This window comes from Pseudomonas sp. MYb60 (assembly GCF_002979555.1).
In the GTDB taxonomy this organism is placed as follows: domain Bacteria; phylum Pseudomonadota; class Gammaproteobacteria; order Pseudomonadales; family Pseudomonadaceae; genus Aquipseudomonas.
Genome location: NZ_PCOZ01000002.1, coordinates 318,381 through 338,982 on the forward strand (window position 1 = coordinate 318,381; position 20,602 = coordinate 338,982).

The 20,602-nt window shown below is 61.0% G+C and carries 19 protein-coding genes; 8 read left to right on the top strand and 11 right to left on the bottom strand.

Going from position 1 to position 20,602, the window contains the following annotated elements:
• The first annotated feature begins 216 nt into the window (after positions 1 to 216).
• Positions 217 to 2,226 carry a DNA helicase Rep gene (rep, locus tag CQ041_RS04270; RefSeq protein ID WP_102061199.1) on the top strand — a complete coding sequence of 670 codons (2,010 nt, stop codon included), beginning with the start codon at positions 217 to 219 and terminating at the stop codon, positions 2,224 to 2,226.
• Between the two features lie 58 nt (positions 2,227 to 2,284).
• The gene (locus tag CQ041_RS04275) at positions 2,285 to 2,857 is read left to right on the top strand and encodes a xanthine phosphoribosyltransferase (RefSeq protein ID WP_010207474.1); all 573 of its coding nucleotides are present in this window, start codon (positions 2,285 to 2,287) and stop codon (positions 2,855 to 2,857) included.
• A 70-nt stretch (positions 2,858 to 2,927) separates the two neighbouring features.
• Here CQ041_RS04275 and CQ041_RS04280 read toward each other — a convergent pair whose 3' ends face one another.
• From CQ041_RS04280 to dadA, 5 genes are all read right to left on the bottom strand, one after another.
• Entirely contained in the window at positions 2,928 to 4,850 is a 1,923-nt protein-coding gene (locus CQ041_RS04280; protein ID WP_105521249.1) for an acetyl-CoA hydrolase/transferase C-terminal domain-containing protein, read from the bottom strand.
• Between the two features lie 135 nt (positions 4,851 to 4,985).
• Entirely contained in the window at positions 4,986 to 5,399 is a 414-nt protein-coding gene (locus CQ041_RS04285; RefSeq protein WP_105521250.1) for a cytochrome c5 family protein, read from the bottom strand.
• A gap of 181 nt (positions 5,400 to 5,580) precedes the next feature.
• Positions 5,581 to 6,129, bottom strand: coding sequence for a cupin domain-containing protein (locus CQ041_RS04290; RefSeq protein WP_105521471.1), 549 nt, complete (start codon positions 6,127 to 6,129; stop codon positions 5,581 to 5,583).
• A gap of 115 nt (positions 6,130 to 6,244) precedes the next feature.
• Positions 6,245 to 7,318, bottom strand: coding sequence for an alanine racemase (gene alr, locus CQ041_RS04295; RefSeq protein ID WP_105521251.1), 1,074 nt, complete (start codon positions 7,316 to 7,318; stop codon positions 6,245 to 6,247).
• Between the two features lie 131 nt (positions 7,319 to 7,449).
• Complete coding sequence (gene dadA, locus CQ041_RS04300) at positions 7,450 to 8,763, bottom strand: D-amino acid dehydrogenase (protein WP_105521252.1); 1,314 nt, start codon at positions 8,761 to 8,763, stop codon at positions 7,450 to 7,452.
• A 156-nt stretch (positions 8,764 to 8,919) separates the two neighbouring features.
• Between dadA and CQ041_RS04305 the strand changes: the two genes are divergently transcribed.
• Positions 8,920 to 9,408: an Lrp/AsnC ligand binding domain-containing protein gene (locus CQ041_RS04305; RefSeq protein WP_003176896.1), complete on the top strand. Its 489-nt coding sequence runs from the start codon at positions 8,920 to 8,922 to the stop codon at positions 9,406 to 9,408.
• A 64-nt stretch (positions 9,409 to 9,472) separates the two neighbouring features.
• Here CQ041_RS04305 and CQ041_RS04310 read toward each other — a convergent pair whose 3' ends face one another.
• Complete coding sequence (locus CQ041_RS04310; RefSeq protein WP_105521253.1) at positions 9,473 to 9,826, bottom strand: YkgJ family cysteine cluster protein; 354 nt, start codon at positions 9,824 to 9,826, stop codon at positions 9,473 to 9,475.
• A gap of 115 nt (positions 9,827 to 9,941) precedes the next feature.
• On the opposite strand from CQ041_RS04310, the gene CQ041_RS04315 reads away from it, so the two are divergent.
• Positions 9,942 to 11,234, top strand: a complete 1,293-nt coding sequence (locus CQ041_RS04315; protein WP_105521254.1) for an FAD-binding oxidoreductase — start codon at positions 9,942 to 9,944, stop codon at positions 11,232 to 11,234.
• 1 nt (position 11,235) lies between these two features.
• Here the strand turns inward: CQ041_RS04315 and CQ041_RS04320 are convergent, their stop codons facing one another.
• Positions 11,236 to 11,460 carry a DUF1127 domain-containing protein gene (locus CQ041_RS04320; RefSeq protein ID WP_105521255.1) on the bottom strand — a complete coding sequence of 75 codons (225 nt, stop codon included), beginning with the start codon at positions 11,458 to 11,460 and terminating at the stop codon, positions 11,236 to 11,238.
• A gap of 164 nt (positions 11,461 to 11,624) precedes the next feature.
• Here CQ041_RS04320 and CQ041_RS04325 point away from each other — a divergent pair, with 164 nt between their 5' ends.
• Both CQ041_RS04325 and CQ041_RS04330 read left to right on the top strand, forming a co-directional pair.
• Positions 11,625 to 13,049: a PLP-dependent aminotransferase family protein gene (locus tag CQ041_RS04325; RefSeq protein WP_105521256.1), complete on the top strand. Its 1,425-nt coding sequence runs from the start codon at positions 11,625 to 11,627 to the stop codon at positions 13,047 to 13,049.
• A 62-nt stretch (positions 13,050 to 13,111) separates the two neighbouring features.
• A complete protein-coding gene (locus CQ041_RS04330) occupies positions 13,112 to 14,677 on the top strand; it encodes a phospholipase D family protein (protein WP_105521257.1) in 1,566 nt (521 codons plus the stop codon).
• Here CQ041_RS04330 and CQ041_RS04335 read toward each other — a convergent pair.
• Positions 14,674 to 15,816, bottom strand: coding sequence for an MFS transporter (locus CQ041_RS04335; protein ID WP_105521258.1), 1,143 nt, complete (start codon positions 15,814 to 15,816; stop codon positions 14,674 to 14,676). The two genes, CQ041_RS04330 and CQ041_RS04335, sit on opposite strands and share 4 nt — an antisense overlap.
• Before the next feature lie 181 nt (positions 15,817 to 15,997).
• Positions 15,998 to 17,491: an aldehyde dehydrogenase gene (locus CQ041_RS04340; RefSeq protein ID WP_105521259.1), complete on the bottom strand. Its 1,494-nt coding sequence runs from the start codon at positions 17,489 to 17,491 to the stop codon at positions 15,998 to 16,000.
• 194 nt (positions 17,492 to 17,685) lie between these two features.
• On the opposite strand from CQ041_RS04340, the gene CQ041_RS04345 reads away from it, so the two are divergent.
• On the top strand, positions 17,686 to 18,048 hold the full coding sequence (locus CQ041_RS04345; protein WP_105521260.1) for a cupin domain-containing protein: 363 nt from the start codon (positions 17,686 to 17,688) through the stop codon (positions 18,046 to 18,048).
• 71 nt (positions 18,049 to 18,119) lie between these two features.
• On the opposite strand, the gene rpmG is transcribed toward CQ041_RS04345, so the two are convergent.
• Both rpmG and rpmB read right to left on the bottom strand, forming a co-directional pair.
• A complete protein-coding gene (rpmG, locus tag CQ041_RS04350) occupies positions 18,120 to 18,275 on the bottom strand; it encodes a 50S ribosomal protein L33 (protein WP_003176906.1) in 156 nt (51 codons plus the stop codon).
• A gap of 11 nt (positions 18,276 to 18,286) precedes the next feature.
• Positions 18,287 to 18,520, bottom strand: a complete 234-nt coding sequence (gene rpmB / locus CQ041_RS04355) for a 50S ribosomal protein L28 (protein WP_019410280.1) — start codon at positions 18,518 to 18,520, stop codon at positions 18,287 to 18,289.
• Between the two features lie 458 nt (positions 18,521 to 18,978).
• Here rpmB and CQ041_RS04360 point away from each other — a divergent pair, with 458 nt between their 5' ends.
• On the top strand, positions 18,979 to 20,571 hold the full coding sequence (locus CQ041_RS04360; protein ID WP_105521261.1) for an ABC transporter substrate-binding protein: 1,593 nt from the start codon (positions 18,979 to 18,981) through the stop codon (positions 20,569 to 20,571).
• The last annotated feature ends 31 nt before the right edge of the window (positions 20,572 to 20,602 follow it).

The following is a 20,602-nucleotide window of genomic DNA, read 5'->3' on the forward strand; positions in this document are numbered from 1 at the left end:
TGCAGCCTGATAATGACCAATGATATGGGGTATCGGACACACAGGCCGTAAACATTAGCAGCAAGATAGTCGCAAATGCCCTCACATCCTGCGGCAAAGTATCAAAACCGGCAAATTTAGATCGAGTGGTACGTCACACTGTCGTTCTGACAGAGCAGAATCCTGTCAGCCTGTTAAAATGCCCGCCCTTTTGAACAACGACTCCCTGAATTCTGTATGTCCCGACTCAACCCCCGGCAGCAAGAAGCCGTGAACTACGTCGGCGGCCCTCTATTGGTGCTCGCCGGCGCAGGCTCCGGCAAGACCAGCGTGATCACCCGCAAGATCGCGCACTTGATCCAGCAGTGCGGCATCCGCGCCCAGTACATCGTCGCCATGACCTTTACCAACAAGGCGGCGCGGGAAATGAAAGAGCGCGTCGGCACCCTGCTCAAGGGTGGCGAAGGCCGTGGCCTCACCGTGTGTACCTTCCACAACCTGGGCTTGAACATCATCCGCAAGGAGCATGTTCGCCTGGGCTACAAGCCAGGCTTCTCGATCTTTGACGAGACCGATGTGAAGTCGCTGATGACCGACATCATGCAGAAGGAATACGCAGGCGACGACGGCGTGGACGAGATCAAGAACATGATCGGCGCCTGGAAGAACGACCTGATCCTGCCCGCCCAGGCCCTGGAAAACGCGCGCAATCCCAAGGAACAGACCGCCGCCATCGTCTACACCCACTACCAGCGCACGCTCAAGGCGTTCAACGCGGTGGACTTCGACGACCTGATCCTGCTGCCGGTGAAGCTGTTCGAGGAACACGCCGACATCCTCGAAAAATGGCAGAACAAGGTGCGCTACTTGCTGGTAGATGAATACCAGGACACCAACGCCAGCCAGTACCTGCTGGTGAAAATGCTCATCGGCAAGCGCAACCAGTTCACCGTGGTAGGCGACGACGACCAGTCGATCTACGCCTGGCGCGGCGCCCGTCCGGAAAACCTGATGCTGCTCAAGGACGACTATCCGTCCTTGAAAGTGGTGATGCTGGAGCAGAATTACCGCTCCACCAGCCGCATCCTGCGTTGCGCCAACGTGTTGATCTCGAACAACCCCCACGAGTTTGAAAAACAACTGTGGAGCGAGATGGGCCACGGCGACGAAATCCGCGTGATCCGCTGCCGCAACGAAGACGCCGAAGCCGAACGCGTGGCCGTGGAAATCCTCAGCCTGCACCTGCGCACCGACCGGCCTTACAGCGATTTTGCGATCCTCTATCGCGGCAACTACCAGGCCAAGCTGATCGAGCTGAAATTGCAGCACCACCAGGTGCCGTATCGTCTGTCGGGTGGCAACAGCTTTTTCGGACGCCAGGAAGTAAAAGACCTGATGGCCTACTTCCGGTTGATCGTGAACCCGGACGACGACAACGCCTTCCTGCGCGTGATCAACGTGCCGCGCCGCGAGATCGGCTCCACTACGCTGGAAAAGCTCGGTAACTACGCCACCGAACGCAAGATTTCGATGTATGCCGCCACCGATGAAATCGGCCTGGGTGAACACCTGGACACGCGCTTCACCGATCGCCTGTCGCGCTTCAAGCGTTTCATGGACAAGGTCCGCGAACAGTGCGCCGGCGAAGACCCGATCAGCGCGCTGCGCAGCATGGTCATGGACATCGACTACGAGAACTGGCTGCGCACCAACAGCTCCAGCGACAAGGCTGCGGACTACCGCATGGGTAACGTCTGGTTCCTGATCGAAGCGTTGAAAAACACCCTGGAAAAAGACGAAGACGGCGAAATGACCGTCGAAGACGCCATCGGCAAGCTGGTGCTGCGCGACATGCTCGAACGCCAGCAGGAAGAGGAAGACGGCGCCGAAGGCGTGCAGATGATGACCTTGCATGCGTCCAAAGGACTGGAATTCCCCTACGTGTTCATCATGGGCATGGAGGAGGAAATCCTCCCCCACCGCTCCAGTATCGAAGCCGACACCATCGAAGAAGAACGCCGCCTGGCCTACGTGGGCATTACCCGCGCGCGTCAGACTTTGGCCTTTACCTTTGCCGCCAAGCGCAAGCAATACGGCGAGATCATCGATTGTGCCCCCAGCCGGTTCCTGGATGAACTGCCGCCGGACGACCTGGCCTGGGAAGGCAATGACGACACCCCGACCGAGGTGAAGGCCGTTCGCGGCAACACCGCCCTGGCGGACATACGCGCGATGCTAAAGCGCTAGATTCGACTACTTTTCAATCTACTTTCGGCGCGCGTTGCGCCAACAGAGGACGCTTTCCGTGGAAGCACTGCACAAGAAAATTCGCGAAGAAGGCATCGTGCTTTCCGATCAGGTACTGAAGGTCGACGCCTTCTTGAACCACCAGATCGACCCGGCACTGATGAAGTTGATCGGCGACGAATTTGCCGCCCTGTTCAAGGACTCGGGCATCACCAAGATCGTCACCATTGAGGCCTCGGGCATCGCGCCGGCGATCATGACCGGCTTGAACCTGGGTGTCCCGGTGATCTTCGCTCGCAAGCAGCAATCGTTGACCCTCACGGAAAACCTGCTGTCGGCGACTGTCTATTCCTTCACCAAGAAGGTCGAAAGCACCGTGGCGATCTCTCCGCGCCACCTGACCAGCAGCGACCGCGTGTTGGTGATCGATGACTTTCTGGCCAATGGCAAGGCGTCCCAGGCGCTGATCTCGATCATCAAACAGGCAGGCGCGACCGTTGCCGGCTTGGGGATCGTGATCGAGAAGTCGTTTCAGGGTGGCCGTGCGGAATTGGATGCACAGGGTTATCGAGTTGAATCGCTGGCGCGCGTGAAATCGCTGGCCGGCGGCGTCGTGACCTTCATCGAATAATCACTGCCTGACGGTGATCAAACATGTGGGAGGGGGTTTGCCCCCTCCCACATTTGCCTTGGGGAGCTTTCTAATGGGCGGTCGCCTGTAGGCCCGCCAGCAACAACCGCTGATACAAATCTTCTTTCAGCCCATCGGGCTTGTCCAACCGCATCCGCTCCAGATGCTTGGGAAACACCTCCTGCTCCGGCGCATCCAGTGCTGCCTTGCCCAGTTCCAGAATCTCCGTCAGCTTGAATTTGCTCTTGAGCCAGTTCAACGCCCGCAACAAATCCTGCTCTTCAGCCGTGAAATCAGTGCCCAGTGGATACTCCGGGAACAACCGGCGATGCCGCGCCTGAATGCCTTTGAGCCGCTCCGGCGTGTTGTCGGCAAAGCGTGGATCGAGCTGGAAATGCTTGGGCAACTTGCCGGCCTTCTGCGCCTGCTCGATCAGGTCGGCCTGGAAACGTGAGTCGGTAATATTGAGCAATGCCTCGATCACCTTGGCATCCGTCTGACCACGCAGGTCAGCGATTCCGTACTCCGTAATGACAATGTCCCGCAGGTGCCGGGGAATAGTGCAGTGGCCATAGTCCCAGACAATATTGGAACTGACCTCCCCCGCCGACTCGCGCCAACTGCGCAAAATCAGGATCGAGCGCGCACCTTCCAGCGCATGGCCCTGGGCCACAAAATTGTACTGACCGCCCACGCCGCTGAGCACGCGGCCATCTTCCAACTGATCGGCAACACCCGCCCCCAGTAACGTCACCATGATCGCGCTGTTGATAAACCGCGCATCCAGCCGTTGCAGGCGCTTGAGTTCTTCCTGGCCGTACAGCTCGTTGATGTAGCTGATACGGGTCATGTTGAATTCGAGGCGCTTGGCGTGGGTCATTTCCTGCAGGCGCTGGTAAAAGCTCCCCGGGCCCAGGAAGAAACCGCCGTGGATCGAGACACCGTCCGGCTGCGCGGCGTGGTCCAGGGTGCCGGCATTCGCCTGCTCCTGAGTCGCCACGTCGGGATACACCTTGCGCCGCACAATCCCCGCATCGGCGAGCACCAGCAGGCCGTTGACGAACATTTCGCTGCAGCCGTACAGGCCGGAGGCGAATGGGTCGACACCGCCCTCTCGGCTGATCAACGGCGCCCATTGATACACATCAAGGTCGGTAAGTAGCAGGCGATAGGCCTCGTTGTCGGCCTGGCGGGCCAGCAATGCGCAGGTCAGCGCATCGCCCATCGAGCCAATGCCGATCTGCAAGGTGCCGCCATCGCGCACCAGCGTGCTGGCGTGCAGGCCGATGAAATGGTCCTGGAACCCCACCGGCATATTCGGCGTGGAAAACAACGTAGTGCTGTCTTTTTCGTCAATCAGGTAGTCAAAATCGTTCATCCCCAGCTCTGAATCACCGGGCATGTACGGCAGATCGGTATGCACCTGACCGACCACCAGGATGGTCTCCCCCGCCTCGCGGCGCTTGGCGATCATGGGCAGGAGATCAAGGGTGATATCCGGGTTGCAGCTCAGGCTGAGACGATCCGGATGCTCGCTGCTACTGGCCACCAGTTGCGCCACCAGGTTCAGGCCGGCGGCATTGATATCCCGTGCGGCGTGGCTGTAGTTGCTGCTCACGTAATCCTGCTGGGCCGAGGGGCTGTGCAACAGGCTGCCGGGTTGCATGAAGAACTGCTGCACATGGATGTTCGTCGGCAGGGTGTCTTTATGAAGGTCGGCGAGAAAATCCAGCTCGGGGTAATCGCCGAACACCCGCTCGATAAAGGGTTCGAGAAAACGCTTCTGCAACCCATCACCAAAGGGTGGACGCCCCAGGGCCAGCGCGGTGTAGATCGTCAGCGAGCGCTCGGGCAACTGCGCGACACGCCGATACAGCGCATTGACGAACAGATTCGGCTTGCCCAGCCCCAGCGGCATGCCCATGTGGATATGCGCCGGCAAACGCGCCAGTACATCGTCAACTGCCTGCTCGATTGAACACAACTGCACCATCCGACCCTCCTGAACGTTCCGTGATTAGGGGTTGGACAGAGAGTGGCCGGTGTTTGCTGCAAAGAACAGTATTGAAACACTACAACGAGCACAAAAAAGCCGCTCGTAAGCGGCTTTTTCGCGAAGATCGGCAGATTAAAGCCCGGACATCTTCTTGATAGCGCCTTTCAGCTCTTCATCCGAACAATCCGCACAGGTGCCCTTGGGCGGCATGGCGTTGATGCCGGTGATTGCCTTGGCCAGAATTCCGTCGAGGCCGCCCTGGTGGTCGGCGCGCTCTTTCCAGGCGGCGGTGTCGCCGATTTTCGGAGCATTCAGCAGGCCGGTACCGTGACACGCGTTGCAGTGCTTGGCGATGATTTCATCCGGCGTCTTGGCGCCACCACCACCGCCCGCCGTCACGGCGACTTCCATGCCCTTGCATTCCTGCCCCTGGACGCAGACCTGGCCGACAGGCTCGAGGCGCTTGGCAATGTCGTCATTGGTCGCAGCCTGGGCGGTCACAGCCCATAGAGCCAGTACGGTTGCTGGTGCAGCCAGCATTTTCATAATTAGGTTCACGCGTTCACCCTCAATGGTGGCTATTCACGCCTGCGGCCACGGTTTCGCAGGCGGCGAAAGTATAACGGTTAGCCCGCCGGGCCGAAACAACCCTATTAAATAAAGGGAGATTAGGGCTCGCGGCTACAGCCACGGGCGCCTCTGCAACGCTGGCAGGACGCCTCTTTTCTTAGAAGTTCGCCGGTGTCGCTGCGCTGATTAGCCGCGCTGGCACGTCGAACGGATTGCGAAAACGGTGGGGCTTGGTGCTTTCAAAGTAGTAGCTATCGCCGGCTTCGAGCACAAAAGTTTCAAGGCCCACCACCAATTCCAGGCGCCCTTCCACAAGAATCCCGGTTTCTTCACCGTCATGAGTGAGCATTTCTTCGCCCGTGTCGGCGCCCGGCGGGTAGATCTCGTTGAGGAACGCAATCGCCCGGCTTGGGTGCGCCCGGCCTACCAGTTTCATGGTGACGGCGCCGTCAGAGATGTCGATCAGCTCATTGGCTTTATAGACGATCTGCGTCGGTATTTCCTGGAGGATCTCTTCGGAAAAGAACTCGACCATGGACATGGGGATGCCGCCCAGCACCTTGCGCAAGGAGCTGATCGAGGGGCTGACGCTGTTTTTTTCGATCATCGAAATGGTGCTGTTGGTGACACCCGCGCGCTTGGCGAGCTCACGCTGGGAAAGACCCTTCAGTTTACGGATGGATTGCAGTCGTTCGCCGACGTCCAATGCAGGTGCCTCCTGGGTTTCAGGCTTGTTGTAGTTGAGCGTTATCATGGCGACAGCGTTCAGTATTTACAACACTTGGGCCTAAATCCCGGACGGCGGTATTCGTGGCGGCCGGTCAGTCGCCGGAATAGAGCCTTGGCACCCGGCGCAGGTTGCAGAAGATCTGGTAGGGGATGGTGTCAGCAGCAACCGCGATGTCGCTGGCGAGGATGTTTTTGCCCCACAGTTCGACTGTGGAACCCAGGCCGGCCTGTGGCACGTCCGTCAGGTCGATGCACAGCATGTCCATGGACACCCGACCGAGCAACTGGCTGCGCTGCCCGGCGACGAGCACCGGCGTGCCCGTCGGTGCGTGACGCGGGTAACCGTCGGCGTAACCCATGGCTACCACACCGATGCGCATCGGCTTGGGCGTGATGAACCGGGCGCCGTAACCCACTGGCTCACCGGCCGGCAGTTCGCGCACGCAGATGACCTTGGATTCCAGGGTCATGACGGGCTGCAAGCGCGCAGCCACGGCCTGGTCTTCGCCGAACGGCGTAGCGCCGTACACCATGATGCCGGGGCGCACCCAGTCACTGGCCACCGTCGGCCAGCCCATCACCGACGGCGAGTTGCGCAAGCTGACTTCAGCCGCCAAACCCTGGCGCGCCGCTTCGAATACCGCCACTTGCTCATCACTGCGCACGCAGTCGAGTTCATCGGCACGGGCGAAGTGGCTCATCAAAACGATCCTGGCGACTTTGCCACTGGCCAGCAGGCGCTGATACGCCTGTTGATAATCCTTGGGATGCAGGCCAACACGATGCATGCCGGAATCGAGCTTGAGCCAGACAGTCAGCTGCTTACTCACGCTGGCGTGCTCGATCGCGTCCAGCTGCCACAGCGAATGCACCACGCACCACAAGTCATGCTCGTTGATCAGCGGCAATTCGCTGGCTTCGAAAAAACCTTCCAACAGCAACACCGGCGCACGAATCCCGGCAGCGCGCAGCTCCAGTGCCTCTTCGACGCACGCCACGGCAAACCCGTCTGCCTCGGCTTCCAACGCCTGGGCCACACGCACGGCACCGTGGCCGTAGGCATCGGCCTTGACCACGGCAAGGGCCTTGGCCCCCGTGACTTCACGGGCCAATTGGTAATTGTGGCGCAGGGCTTGGAGGTCGATCAGGGCACGGGCAGGACGCATGGCGGCAGGCTTCTAGGCGGCAGGGTGAATAAATCCTGGTGCCAACCAACACTGTCGGCACCAGGCAAGGGGTCCAGGTTTAACGCAAGACAACCACTACGGTCATTCCGAGAGCATTGTACAAGGTCAATTCACGCGCGACCTGATGGGTGAGCGGGCGCTGTGCTGACCGGTCTCGCCGACTCTCGAGGGTAGCCATAGCGGGAAATATCGAGGCCGGCGGCGCTGATCTGCGGGGTCTTTTTCGCGATAAGGTCCGCCAGCAAGCGACCGGAGCCACAGGCCATGGTCCAACCGAGGGTGCCGTGGCCGGTGTTCAGGAACAGGTTCTTGAACGGTGTGGCACCGACAATCGGCGTGCCATCGGGTGTGGTTGGGCGCAGGCCAGTCCAGAAGCTCGCTTCGGCCAGGTTACCGCCCTGAGGATAAAGGTCGTTGACGATCATCTCCAGGGTTTCGCGCCGACGCGGGTTCAACGACAGGTCAAAACCGGCGATTTCCGCCATGCCGCCGACGCGGATGCGGTTGTCGAAACGGGTGATCGCGACCTTGTAGGTCTCGTCGAGAATGGTCGACGTCGGCGCCATGGCCGGGTTGGTGATCGGCACCGTCAGCGAGTAACCCTTGAGCGGATACACCGGCGCCTTGATCCCCAGCGGCTTGAGCAGCTGCGGCGAGTAGCTGCCGAGGGCCAGCACATAACGGTCGGCGGTTTCGAGCTTGCCATCGATCCAGACGCCATTGATGCGCTCGCCCGCGTGGTCGAGGCGCTGAATGTCTTGTTCGAAGCGAAATTCCACGCCCAACTGCCTGCACATGTCGACCAGGCGGGTGGTGAACATCTGGCAGTCGCCGGTCTGGTCATTCGGCAGGCGCAGCGCACCGGCGAGGATATCGGTCACGCTGGCCAGTGCCGGCTCAACGCGGGCGATGCCAGCGCGGTCGAGCAATTCAAAGGGCACACCGGACTCTTTCAGCACGGCGATGTCCTTGGCGGCGCCGTCGAGCTGGGCCTGGGTACGGAACAGCTGGGTCGTGCCCAGGCTGCGACCTTCGTAGGCAATACCGGTCTCGGCACGCAGTTCATCAAGGCAATCGCGGCTGTACTCGGACAGGCGCACCATGCGCTCTTTGTTGACGGCGTAGCGGCTGGCGGTGCAGTTGCGCAGCATCTGCGCCATCCACAGGTACTGGTCGATATCGGCAGTGGCCTTGATGGCCAGCGGCGCGTGGCGTTGCAGCAGCCACTTGATGGCCTTGAGCGGCACGCCCGGTGCGGCCCATGGCGACGCATAGCCGGGAGACACCTGACCGGCGTTGGCGAAACTGGTTTCCATGGCAGCGGCGGGCTGGCGGTCGACAACCACCACTTCAAAGCCGGCCCGCGCCAAATAGTAGGCACTGGTCACACCAATGACGCCGCTACCCAAGACCAGAACGCGCATTTTTATATCCTCATCGCGGGCATGGCCGCTGACGTGTGTTATTCGAGCAATGATGAGCGCAGTGTAAAAAACAATGACCAGTGCATTTCACTATATAAATGCCTATATTTGGCGACAATTCTCGGCAAAAACCCTTTTTACAGAGGCGTATCCCCTATGCGTACCAACACCCAGACCAAGCGGGAGCTGGACAAGATCGACCGCAACATCCTGCGCATCCTGCAAACCGACGGGCGAATTTCGTTCACGGAACTGGGGGAAAAGGTCGGGTTGTCGACCACGCCGTGCACTGAACGCGTGCGCCGGCTGGAACGTGAAGGGATCATCATGGGCTACAACGCGCGGCTCAATCCCCAGCATTTGAAGGGGAGTTTGCTGGTATTTGTCGAGATCAGCCTGGATTACAAGTCTGGCGACACCTTTGAAGAATTCCGCCGCGCCGTGCTGAAGCTGCCCCATGTGCTGGAGTGCCACCTGGTGTCTGGGGACTTCGACTATCTGGTGAAGGCGCGCATCTCCGAGATGGCGTCGTACCGAAAATTGCTGGGCGATATCCTGCTCAAGCTGCCCCATGTGCGGGAGTCCAAGAGCTATATCGTGATGGAAGAGGTGAAGGAGAGCCTGAATTTGCCTATTCCTGACTAACGGGAGAAATCAGGTCTGTGTGGGAGGGAGCTTGCCCCTCCCACATTTGAGCTGCGCACACCTGTTAGACCAGTACCTGCCGCGTGCTCGCCATGTATTCATGGATCTGCTTTTCCACCCGCGGATGAATCAGCTCCACCGGGCGCCGCCCATTCGGGCACGGCAAAGTCTTGGTAGTGCCGAACAACCTGCAGATCAGCGGGCGCTCCTCGTACACGGTGCAGCCGTTGGGTCCCAGGTGCACGCAGTTCAGTTCATCCATGGCCGCGTCCTGCTCGGCGGCGGTCTTGCGCGGCAGGCGCGACATTTCTTCGGGCGAGGTGGTGACCGGCCCACAGCAATCGTGACAGCCAGGCACACACTCGAATGAAGGAATCTGGCGACGCAGCGCGCTGATTTTCTGACTGTTGCAGCTCATCGAAACCCATACCGAACGGCGAATAGACGTGGATTCTGCCGCAAAACGCCTTGCGCAGACAGCTTCGTCCGACCGTTGTATCCTGCGTCAAATTTTCCAAACAGGGAGGCTCCCCATGACCGCCAGCGCCCGACACACAGCGTCCTACTACGCCGCCAGCAGCGTACCGCAACCGGATTATCCGGCGCTGACGGGCGAAGTGACCGCCGACGTGTGCGTAGTGGGGGGTGGTTTTTCCGGGCTGAACACGGCGCTGGAGCTGGCCGAGCGGGGTTTCAGCGTGGTGCTGCTGGAGGCGCGCAAGGTCGCCTGGGGCGCCAGCGGTCGCAACGGCGGCCAGTTGATTCGCGGCGTTGGCCATGGCCTGGAGCAGTTCACCAACGTGATCGGCACCGACGGTGTGCGCCAGATGAAGCTGATGGGCCTGGAAGCGGTGGAGATCGTGCGCGAGCGCGTCGAGCGCCATCAGATTCCGTGTGACCTGACCTGGGGCTACTGCGACCTCGCCAACAAACCCCGCGACCTGCACGGCCTGGCCGAAGACGCCGAAGAATTGCGCAGCCTCGGCTATCGCCACGAAGTGCGCCTGTTGCAAGCCGGCGAGATGAGCAGCGTGATCGGTTCCGACCGCTACGTGGGCGGCATGATCGACATGGGCTCCGGGCACCTGCACCCGCTGAACCTCGCCCTTGGCGAAGCCGCCGCAGCCCAGCAATTGGGTGTGAAGGTATTTGAACAGTCAGACGTCACGCGAATCGACTATGGCCCGCAAGTCAATGTGCACACCGCCCAGGGCAACGTGCGCGCCAAGACCCTCGTGCTGGCCTGCAACGCCTACCTCAACGGCCTCAACCCGCACCTGAGCGGCAAGGTGCTGCCCGCCGGCAGCTACATCATCGCCACCGAACCCTTGAATGAAGCGCTAGCTGCCAGCCTGCTGCCGCAGAACATGGCCGTGTGCGACCAACGGGTGACCGTGGATTACTTCCGACTGTCTGCCGACCGCCGCCTGCTGTTCGGTGGGGCCTGTCATTACTCTGGACGCGATCCGCAGGACATCGGCGCCTACATGCGTCCGAAAATGCTGCAGGTGTTCCCGCAATTGGCCAACGTAAACATCGATTTCCAGTGGGGCGGCATGATCGGCATCGGCGCCAACCGCCTGCCGCAAATTGGCCGCCTGGCCGATCAACCTAACGTGTACTACGCCCAGGCCTACGCCGGCCACGGCCTCAACGCCACGCACCTGGCGGGCAGGTTGCTGGCCGAAGCCATCAGTGGCCAGCAACAGGGCCGTTTCGATCTGTTCGCCCAGGTGCCGCACATCACGTTCCCCGGCGGCAAACATTTGCGCTCGCCGCTGCTGGCCTTGGGAATGCTCTGGCACCGCCTGAAAGAATGGGTATGAATCAGCTGCGCCAGAAGGGTTTCAGCCCCTCCTGGCGTGCTTGTTCGGCGGTCAGCCCAATGTCGCGCAATTGCTCCGGGCTCAGGTCCAGCAAGGCCTTGCGGGTATGGCGACGGTGCCAGAACAGGCCCCAGCGGCTGTCGGTGGGCACCGCCATCCCACGCGCCTGCCCTGCTTGCAGTTCCAGACTGTGTAACGCCAGCCGCACATCGCTCATGCCGTTCATTTTGCTGCCCCTCGTTGGCTTGTTGCCTTGAGTGAACAGCATGGGGGAACGCGCGAAACCATGACAGATTCAACCACCCCTTATTAAATCCATACAGATACTGCCACCGGAGGGCTGAATCCTGTATTTTCACCCCATCTGTACTGGTCCTTGGGAGCGACCACATGACCCTCTACGTGAATCTCGCCGAATTACTGGGCACCCGCATCGAACAGGGTTTCTATCGCCCCGGAGATCGACTGCCGTCTGTACGGGCCTTGAGCGTCGAGCATGGGGTGAGCCTGAGCACCGTGCAGCAGGCGTATCGCGTGCTGGAAGACAACGGCCTGGCAATGCCCAAGCCCAAATCCGGTTACTTTGTGCCGGTCGGTCGTGAGTTGCCCGCCTTGCCCGAAGCGGGCCGCCCGGCGCAGCGCCCGGTGGAAATCTCGCAGTGGGACCAGGTCCTGGAATTGATTCGTGCGGTGCCCCGCAAAGATGTCGTACAGCTGGGCCGTGGTATGCCGGATGTGCTCTCACCCACTATCAAGCCCCTATTGCGCAGCCTCGCCCGCGTGAGCCGTCGCCAGGATCTGCCGGGGCTGTATTACGACAACATCCTTGGCTGTATGGAGCTGCGTGAGCAAATTGCGCGACTGTCATTGGATTCGGGCTGCCAACTCACTGCCGACGACATCGTGATCACCACGGGCTGCCATGAAGCGCTGTCCGCCAGCATCCATGCCATCTGTGAGCCTGGCGATATCGTCGCGGTAGACTCGCCCAGTTTTCACGGTGCCATGCAGACCCTCAAGGGCCTGGGCATGAAAGCCTTGGAAATCCCCACGGACCCGCTCACCGGCATCAGCCTGGAAGCCTTGGAACTGGCGCTGGAACAGTGGCCGATCAAGGTCATCCAGCTGACCCCCAACTGCAACAACCCCTTGGGCTACATCATGCCGGAAGCCCGCAAACGGGCGCTGCTGACCTTGGCCCAGCGCTTTGACGTGGCAATCATCGAAGACGATGTGTATGGCGAATTGGCCTACAGCTACCCACGCCCGCGCACCATCAAGTCCTTCGACGAAGACGGCCGCGTGCTGCTCTGCAGTTCGTTCTCGAAAACCCTGGCACCCGGTTTGCGCATCGGCTGGGTAGCGCCCGGACGGTATCTGGAGCGGGTGCTGCACATGAAATACATCAGCACAGGATCGACGGCCACCCAGCCACAGATTGCCATTGCGGAATTTCTCAAGAACGGTCACTTCGAACCCCATTTGCGGCGGATGCGCACCCAATACCAGCGCCATCGCGACCTGATGCTCGATTGGGTCACTCGCTACTTCCCGGCAGGCACCCGCGCCAGCCGGCCCCAAGGCAGTTTCATGCTGTGGATCGAGCTGCCGGAAGGCTTCGATACGCTCAAGCTCAACCGCGTGCTGGTGGAGCAAGGCGTACAGGTGGCGGTAGGAAGCATCTTTTCTGCCTCGGGCAAGTACCGGAACTGCCTGCGCATGAACTACGCTGCCAAGCCAACACCGGCTGTTGAAGAAGCCGTGCGCAAGGTCGGCGCCGCTGCGATCAGGATGCTGGCAGAGATGGCGGACTGACCTTTCGCGCGAAATCGCCGTCATATGCCGACAACCGCCCTGATCTGGAAGCGACTCCCTTGATGATGCAACGGCTTTTACCGTTTTTCCTGTTGGGGGCGCTGGCCTTGGGAGGCTGCGCCAGCGTGAGCACGCCGCGCATCCCCAGCGATGCCCTGCCCGCCGCACAATCGTCGTTCGGCCGCTCGATCCAGGCCCAGGCTGCGCCTTACCAGGGACGCTCGGGTTTTCGCCTGTTGCCCAACAGCAGCGAGGCCTTCATGGCCCGCGCCGAGCTGATCCGCAATGCCCAGACCAGTCTCGACCTGCAGTACTACATCGTCCACGACGGCATCAGCACGCGCATGCTGGTGGATGAACTGCTCAAGGCCGCCGACCGTGGCGTGCGCGTGCGCATCCTGCTGGACGACACCACCAGCGACGGCCTCGACCAGATCATCGCCACCCTGGCCGCCCACCCCAAGATCGAGATCCGCCTGTTCAACCCCCTGCACCTGGGGCGCAGCACGAGCGTGACGCGGGCCATGGGCCGCCTGTTCAACCTCTCGCTGCAACACCGGCGCATGCACAACAAACTGTGGCTGGCGGACAACAGTGTGGCCATCGTTGGCGGGCGCAACCTGGGCGATGAATACTTCGACGCCGAGCCCAACCTCAACTTCACCGATATCGACATGCTCAGCGTGGGGCCGGTGGCTGAGCAACTGGGCCACAGCTTCGACCAGTATTGGAACAGTGCCCTGAGCAAACCCATCGATGACTTCGTGTCCATCCCGCCGTCATACAGCGACCTGACCGCTGTACGCGCGCGCCTGCAAGCGTCCCTGGCCGAGTCGCGCCAACAGAATCACGCGCTCTACAACAGACTGCGGACCTACCAGACCGAGCCACGCATGGACATTTGGCGACGCGAGCTGATCTGGGCCTGGAATCAGGCACTATGGGATGCACCGAGCAAAGTGCTGGCCAAGGCCGACCCGGCCCCTCGCTTGCTGCTCACCACGCGGCTGGCGCCGGAGCTGGAAGGGGTGCACAAGGAGCTGATGATGATCTCGGCGTACTTCGTGCCGGGGCAACCGGGGCTGGTGTACCTGACCGGCCGTGCCGACGCCGGCGTGTCCGTGAGCCTGCTGACCAACGCCCTGGAAGCCACCGACGTCCCGGCCGTGCACGGCGGCTATGCGCCGTATCGCAAGGCGCTGCTGGAGCATGGCGTAAAACTCTACGAGCTGCGTCGCCAGCCAGGGGATGGCGGCGGCAGCGGGCCCCATCTGTTCCGGCGCGGTACCTTCCGCGGCTCGGACTCCAGCCTGCACAGCAAGGCGATGATCTTTGATCGGCAAAAGTCGTTTATCGGCTCGTTCAACTTCGACCCGCGCTCAGTGCTGTGGAACACCGAGGTCGGCGTGCTGGTAGACAGCCCGGAATTGGCGGAACACGTGCGCAACCTGGCATTGCAGGGCATGGCGCCAGCGCTGAGTTACGAGGCGAAGTTGCAGGATGGTCAGCTAGTATGGGTGACCGAGGATGACGGCCAACTGCACACCCTGGACCGTGAGCCAGGGAGTTGGTGGCGGCGGTTCAATGCGTGGTTTGCCACACGTGTTGGCCTGGAGCGCATGCTCTAGGCCGGTTGCGCCACCCCGAATGCGCCCTGGCGCAGCAACAACAGCACCAAGCCCAGCGCGCCGGCCGCCATCAGCAACGGCAATGCGTGCCCGCTGATCCACTGGCTGCCCGCACCTGCCGCGAGTGGGCCGATCAGGCAACCGATACCCCACAGTTGGGCCACGTGGGCATTCGCACGTACCAACGCATCATCGCGGTAACGTTCGCCGATCAGGATCAGCGACAGGGTGAACAAGCCGCCCGCGCTGGCACCGAACAGCACCCACACGGGCCAGACCAGCACGGTATGCAACACCACCGGGATCGCTAGGCTCGACACCAGCAAGAGTACGGCACACGCCAGGAACAGCGTGCGACGCGGCAAATAATCGGCAAGGGCGCCAATGGGCAGTTGCAGCAGCGCGTCGCCGACCACGACGGTGCTGACCATCGCCAAGGCAATCTCGGCGGTGAAGCCTTGTTGCAGGCAATACACCGGCAACAACGTCAGAATCATCGCTTCGAACGCGGCGAACAGCGCCACTGCCCAGGCAATCGCGGGCAGGCTCAGGCAGAAGCGCCAGAGATCGCCGAAGGTCACGCTGAAGGAATCGGCGGTAGGCGCACCGGAGCGGCCCAGCAACAGGACGGGGGCCACCACCAACAGGCCGACGCCGACCCAGAAGCCGTAATCATGGTCGGTACCGATGACCCCCAGCAACAACGGGCCCGACAGTTGGCTCAAGGCATAGCTGCAGCCATACAGCGCCACCAACCGGCCACGCCATTGCTCCACCACCAACTGGTTGATCCAGCTTTCGCCGAGGATAAACACTATGGTCAGGATCACCCCGATCATCAAGCGCAGCACCAGCCACACCGGATAGCTGGGCAAGATCGCCAGCAACCCGATGGACACCGCACCGCCCCACAGGCACAGGCGCATCAGGTTGGCAGTGCCGAACTTCGCCGCCAGACGGCTGGAAACCTTGGCCCCCAATAGCACCCCGAACGCCGGCATCGCCGCCATGACGCCGATGGCGAAACTGCCGTAGCCCCAGCCCTCCAGGCGCAGGGACACCAGCGGCATGCTGACGCCCAGCGCCAAGCCGACACTGAGCACCGAGGCCAACACGGCGAAGTAAGTCGCCCAACGCATTGCCACGCTCCTGTGGATAAGTTTTCCGGTGTGCAAAACGAACTGTAGGAGCGAGCAAGTGTGGGAGCCGGGCTTGCCCGCGATGCAGATACCTCGGCGTGTCAGGCACACCTCGGTGATGCTATCGCAGGCAAGCCAGCTCCCACACCAGCTGGCTCCTACATGGGATCAGCGGTGTTGCTTAGAGCTTGATCCAGGTCGCCTTCAGCTCGGTGTACTTGTCGAACGCATGCAGCGACTTGTCGCGACCGTTGCCCGATTGCTTGAAACCACCAAACGGTGCGGTCATGTCGCCGCCGTCGTATTGGTTGACCCACACGCTACCGGCGCGCAGCGCCTTGGCGGTCAGGTGCGCCTTGGAGATATCCGCGGTCCACACCGCCGCCGCCAGGCCGTAAACGGTGTCGTTGGCGATCTTGACCGCCTCCTCCGCAGTGTCGAAGGTGATCACCGACAGCACGGGCCCGAAGATCTCTTCCTGGGCGATCTTCATGGCGTTGGTCACACCGTCGAAAATCGTTGGCTCGACGTAGGTGCCACCGGTCTCTTCCAGCGTGCGCTTGCCGCCGGCCACCAGCTTGGCGCCATCGGCATGGCCCGCTTCGATGTAGGACAGCACGGTGTTCATCTGTTGGGTGTCCACCAGCGCGCCGACATTGGTCGCCGGGTCCAGCGGGTTGCCCGGTTTCCAGCCCTTGAGGGCCTCGATCACCAGCGGCAGGAATGTATCTTTGATCGAGCGCTCGACCAACAGACGCGAACCGGCAGTGCAGACTTCACCCTGGTTGAAGGCGATGGCGCCAGCGGCGGATTCGGCGGCGGCCTGCAGGTCAGGCGCATCGGCGAAGACGATGTTGGGGCTCTTGCCACCCGCTTCCAGCCACACACGCTTCATGTTCGACTCGCCGGAGCGGATCAACAGTTGCTTGGCAATTTTAGTGGAACCGGTGAACACCAGGGTGTCGACGTCCATGTGCAGCGCCAGCGCATTGCCCACGGTATGGCCGTAGCCCGGCAGCACGTTGAACACCCCTTTGGGGATACCCGCTTCAACGGCCAGGGCAGCGATGCGGATGGCGGTCAGTGGAGATTTTTCGGACGGCTTGAGGATCACCGAGTTACCGGTCGACAGCGCAGGTCCCAGTTTCCAGCAGGCCATCATCAGCGGGAAGTTCCACGGCACGATGGCCGCCACAACCCCCACAGGCTCGCGAGTCACCAGACCCAGTTGGTTGTGCGGCGTTGCTGCGACTTCGTCGTAGATCTTGTCGATGGCCTCGCCGCTCCAGCTCAGCGCATTGGCCGCACCGGCCACGTCGACATTGAGCGAATCGCTGATCGGCTTGCCCATGTCCAGGGTTTCGAGCAGCGCCAGCTCTTCGGCGTTCTCCTTGAGCAAGGCTGCAAAACGGATCATGGTCGCTTTGCGCTTGGCCGGCGCGAGGCGCGACCAGGCACCGGAATTGAAGGCAGCACGCGCATTTTCCACGGCGCGCTGGGCATCGGCGACGTCACAGCTGGCGACCTTGCCGAGCAGGCGGCCATCGACCGGACTGATGCATTCGAAAGTGTCACCGGAAGCAGCGTCGGTGTATTCGCCATTGATGTAGGCGCGGCCTTCGATCTTCAGATCCTTGGCGCGTTGTTCCCAGTCGGCACGGGTCAGGGTGGTCATGCGAGCGTCCTCCTCTTGTTGAATACAAGGGCCTGGCGGTGTCCGCCGGCAGCCTCAAGGCAGCTGCCACCCTAAACCAGCGGCCAGGGATGTTTCAATATATTTGACATATGCGCGGCAAACGCCCTTGCGACGTTCATTTTAATAAACATAGACTTTGGGCTCTCCAACCGCAGGCCAGACGGGACACGCACATGAGCATCCAGGACATCGTCGACTTCAGCCAAGCCAACACCGCCCCCGACCGCTACCGCCCCGCCGCCGAGAAAATCCTCAAGGGCGACCCCGAGCAAACGATCTACAACCACTACAACAGCCCGTGTGGGCAGATGAGTGCGGGCGTGTGGGAAGGTGAAGTCGGGCAGTGGAAGGTCAACTACACCGAGCATGAGTACTGCGAGATTGTGCAGGGCGTTTCCGTGTTGCGTGATACCGACGGCAACGCCAAGACCCTGCGCGCCGGCGACCGCTTCGTGATCCCGGCCGGCTTCAGCGGCACCTGGGAAGTGCTGGAGCCGTGCCGCAAGATCTACGTGGTGTTCGAGCACAAGGCCTGAACAGCAGATTCCAGGCAAAAAAAAGCCCGTATCGTGAGATACGGGCTTTTTTTCACAAGGAGGAAAATCAATTACTTGATTTTGCCTTCTTTGTAGATCACGTGCTTACGAACGCGCGGGTCGAACATTTTCTTTTCGAGCTTGTCCGGGGTAGTACGCTTGTTCTTGTCGGTAGTGTAGAAGTGACCAGTACCGGCGCTAGAGATCATTCGAATCAATTCACGCATGATAGAGCTCCTTAGATCTTGCCAGCGCGGCGGATTTCGGCCAGCACGACAGTGATGCCACGCTTGTCGATGATGCGCATGCCTTTGGCAGATACACGCAGGCGAACAAAACGTTTCTCTTCTTCAACCCAGAAGCGGTGATGCTGCAGGTTCGGCAGGAAACGACGACGGGTTTTGTTATTTGCGTGGGAAATGTTATTCCCAGTCACCGGACCCTTACCGGTAACTTGACAGACTCTCGACATGCCTCAGCCCTCTAAAACCACATGCCCAACCCGGCATGGGTTGGCCGCTTAATCTCTCAGTCATTTGGCGCCAGGCGCCGCGTTTCTTTAGGGTCTTACCGGCTACACCTACAAGCGAAGGAACCGGGCCCCTAGAAAAGAGCGCTGCTTTATACCAGAAAGACCCCAGTGCAACAACAGCCCGTGTGTTTTTACCGGCGTAAATCTCGGTAAAACACACGTGAACCGTTGCCAGGAGGGGCCGCTGTCACCGGCGACCGCTCGTCGCACAGAATGATCGGCAGCGCTCCTGCGCACGGCAAAGCGCTCGGCGAAACGTACAGAAGCGCCATCAAAACAGCATTTGGGGCAAAAGCACAGGCAAAAATGAGCTAGTCATTTATCAATCTGAGCACTACGGTAGGACTTTTCCAGACTGCACTCGCAGATGGGCCTTCGATCTGCAAAGGAAACCGAACATGCGCCTCGCTGCCCTACCGCTCTTGCTCGCCCCTCTATTCATTGCTCCACTGGCCACCGCCGCCAGCAACCTGAGCGTCTGTACCGAGGCCAGCCCCGAAGGGTTCGACGTGGTGCAATACAACTCGCTGACCACCACCAACGCCTCGGCCGACGTGCTGATGAACCGTTTGGTGGACTACGACGCCGCCAGCGGCAAGCTGGTGCCCAGCCTGGCGGACAGTTGGGAGGTGTCACCGGACGGTCTCACCTACACCTTCAAGCTGCACCCGGATGTGAAATTCCATCGCACCGAGTACTTCACCCCAAGCCGCACCCTGACCGCCGAAGACGTGCGCTTCAGCTTCGAACGCATGCTCGACCCGGCCAACCCATGGCACAAGATTGCCCAGAGCGGCTTCCCTCACGCCCAGTCGCTGCAATTGCCGACGCTGGTGAAGAAGATCGACGCGCTCGACCCGCTGACCGTGCGCTTCACCCTGGATCACGCCGACTCCACCTTCCTTGCGGCCCTGAGCATGGGTTTCGCCTCGATCTACCCGGCTGAATACGCCGACAAACTGCTCAAGGCCGGCACGCCAGAGAAGCTCAACAGCCAGCCAATCGGCACCGGACCGTTCATCTTCGGTCGTTTCCAGAAAGACGCCGTGGTGCGCTACAAGGCCAACCCGGATTACTTCGCCGGCAAACCGTCTGTGGATAACTTGATCTTCGCCATCACCCCCGATGCCAACGTGCGCCTGCAGAAACTGCACCGCAATGAGTGCCAGATTGCCCTGTCGCCCAAACCACTGGATGTGGGCGAGGCCGAGAAAGACCCGGCACTCAAGGTCGAGAAAACCGCGGCGTTCATGACCGCCTTCGTGGCGATCAACAGCCAGCACCCGCCGCTGGACAAGCCTGAGGTACGCCAGGCGATCAACCTGGCCTTCGATAAGGCCAGCTACCTCAAGGCCGTATTCGAAGGGACCGCCGAAGCCGCAAACGGACCTTTCCCGCCCAATACCTGGAGCTACGCCAAGGACCTGCCGGGTTATCCACAGGACCTCGCCAAAGCTAAGGCCTTGCTGGGTCGCGCCGGACTCAAGGACGGTTTCAAGACCACCATCTGGACTCGTCCAACCGGCAGCCTGCTGAATCCCAACCCCAACCTGGGCGCGCAATTGCTGCAGGCGGACCTCGCCAAGATCGGCATCCAGGCGGAGATCCGCGTGATCGAATGGGGCGAACTGATTCGTCGCGCCAAGGCCGGCGAACATGACCTGCTGTTCATGGGCTGGGCCGGCGACAACGGCGACCCGGATAACTTCCTGACCCCGCAGTTCTCCTGCGCGGCGGTGAAATCCGGTACCAACTTCGCCCGCTACTGCGACCCGGCGCTGGACAAGTTGATCAGCGCCGGCAAGACCACCAGCGAGCAAGGCGTGCGCAGCAAGCTCTACCAACAGGCCCAGGCGCAGATTCAGCAACAAGCGCTTTGGCTGCCCCTGGCGCATCCGACGGCATTCGCCCTGGCCCGCAAGAATGTCGAGGGTTACCAGGTGAGCCCGTTCGGGCGCCAGGACTTCTCGAACGTCAGCGTCAAGCCGTGACCCCACGCCCCCTGTAGGCGCGAGCTTGCTC

Bases quoted from the DNA above. Each gene is read 5' to 3' on its own strand.
- CQ041_RS04310 (WP_105521253.1), bottom strand. From the start codon at position 9,826: ATGAGCTGCAACAGTCAGAAAATCAGCGCGCTGCGTCGCCAGATTCCT.
- CQ041_RS04340 (WP_105521259.1), bottom strand. From the start codon at position 17,491: ATGACCACCCTGACCCGTGCCGACTGGGAACAACGCGCCAAGGATCTG.
- CQ041_RS04305 (WP_003176896.1), top strand. From the start codon at position 8,920: ATGCGTACCAACACCCAGACCAAGCGGGAGCTGGACAAGATCGACCGC.
- CQ041_RS04320 (WP_105521255.1), bottom strand. From the start codon at position 11,460: ATGAACGGCATGAGCGATGTGCGGCTGGCGTTACACAGTCTGGAACTG.
- CQ041_RS04325 (WP_105521256.1), top strand. From the start codon at position 11,625: ATGACCCTCTACGTGAATCTCGCCGAATTACTGGGCACCCGCATCGAA.
- CQ041_RS04335 (WP_105521258.1), bottom strand. From the start codon at position 15,816: ATGCGTTGGGCGACTTACTTCGCCGTGTTGGCCTCGGTGCTCAGTGTC.
- alr (WP_105521251.1), bottom strand. From the start codon at position 7,318: ATGCGTCCTGCCCGTGCCCTGATCGACCTCCAAGCCCTGCGCCACAAT.
- rpmG (WP_003176906.1), bottom strand. From the start codon at position 18,275: ATGCGTGAATTGATTCGAATGATCTCTAGCGCCGGTACTGGTCACTTC.
- CQ041_RS04285 (WP_105521250.1), bottom strand. From the start codon at position 5,399: ATGAAAATGCTGGCTGCACCAGCAACCGTACTGGCTCTATGGGCTGTG.
- CQ041_RS04360 (WP_105521261.1), top strand. From the start codon at position 18,979: ATGCGCCTCGCTGCCCTACCGCTCTTGCTCGCCCCTCTATTCATTGCT.
- CQ041_RS04280 (WP_105521249.1), bottom strand. From the start codon at position 4,850: ATGGTGCAGTTGTGTTCAATCGAGCAGGCAGTTGACGATGTACTGGCG.
- CQ041_RS04315 (WP_105521254.1), top strand. From the start codon at position 9,942: ATGACCGCCAGCGCCCGACACACAGCGTCCTACTACGCCGCCAGCAGC.
- CQ041_RS04330 (WP_105521257.1), top strand. From the start codon at position 13,112: ATGATGCAACGGCTTTTACCGTTTTTCCTGTTGGGGGCGCTGGCCTTG.
- rep (WP_102061199.1), top strand. From the start codon at position 217: ATGTCCCGACTCAACCCCCGGCAGCAAGAAGCCGTGAACTACGTCGGC.
- CQ041_RS04345 (WP_105521260.1), top strand. From the start codon at position 17,686: ATGAGCATCCAGGACATCGTCGACTTCAGCCAAGCCAACACCGCCCCC.
- dadA (WP_105521252.1), bottom strand. From the start codon at position 8,763: ATGCGCGTTCTGGTCTTGGGTAGCGGCGTCATTGGTGTGACCAGTGCC.
- rpmB (WP_019410280.1), bottom strand. From the start codon at position 18,520: ATGTCGAGAGTCTGTCAAGTTACCGGTAAGGGTCCGGTGACTGGGAAT.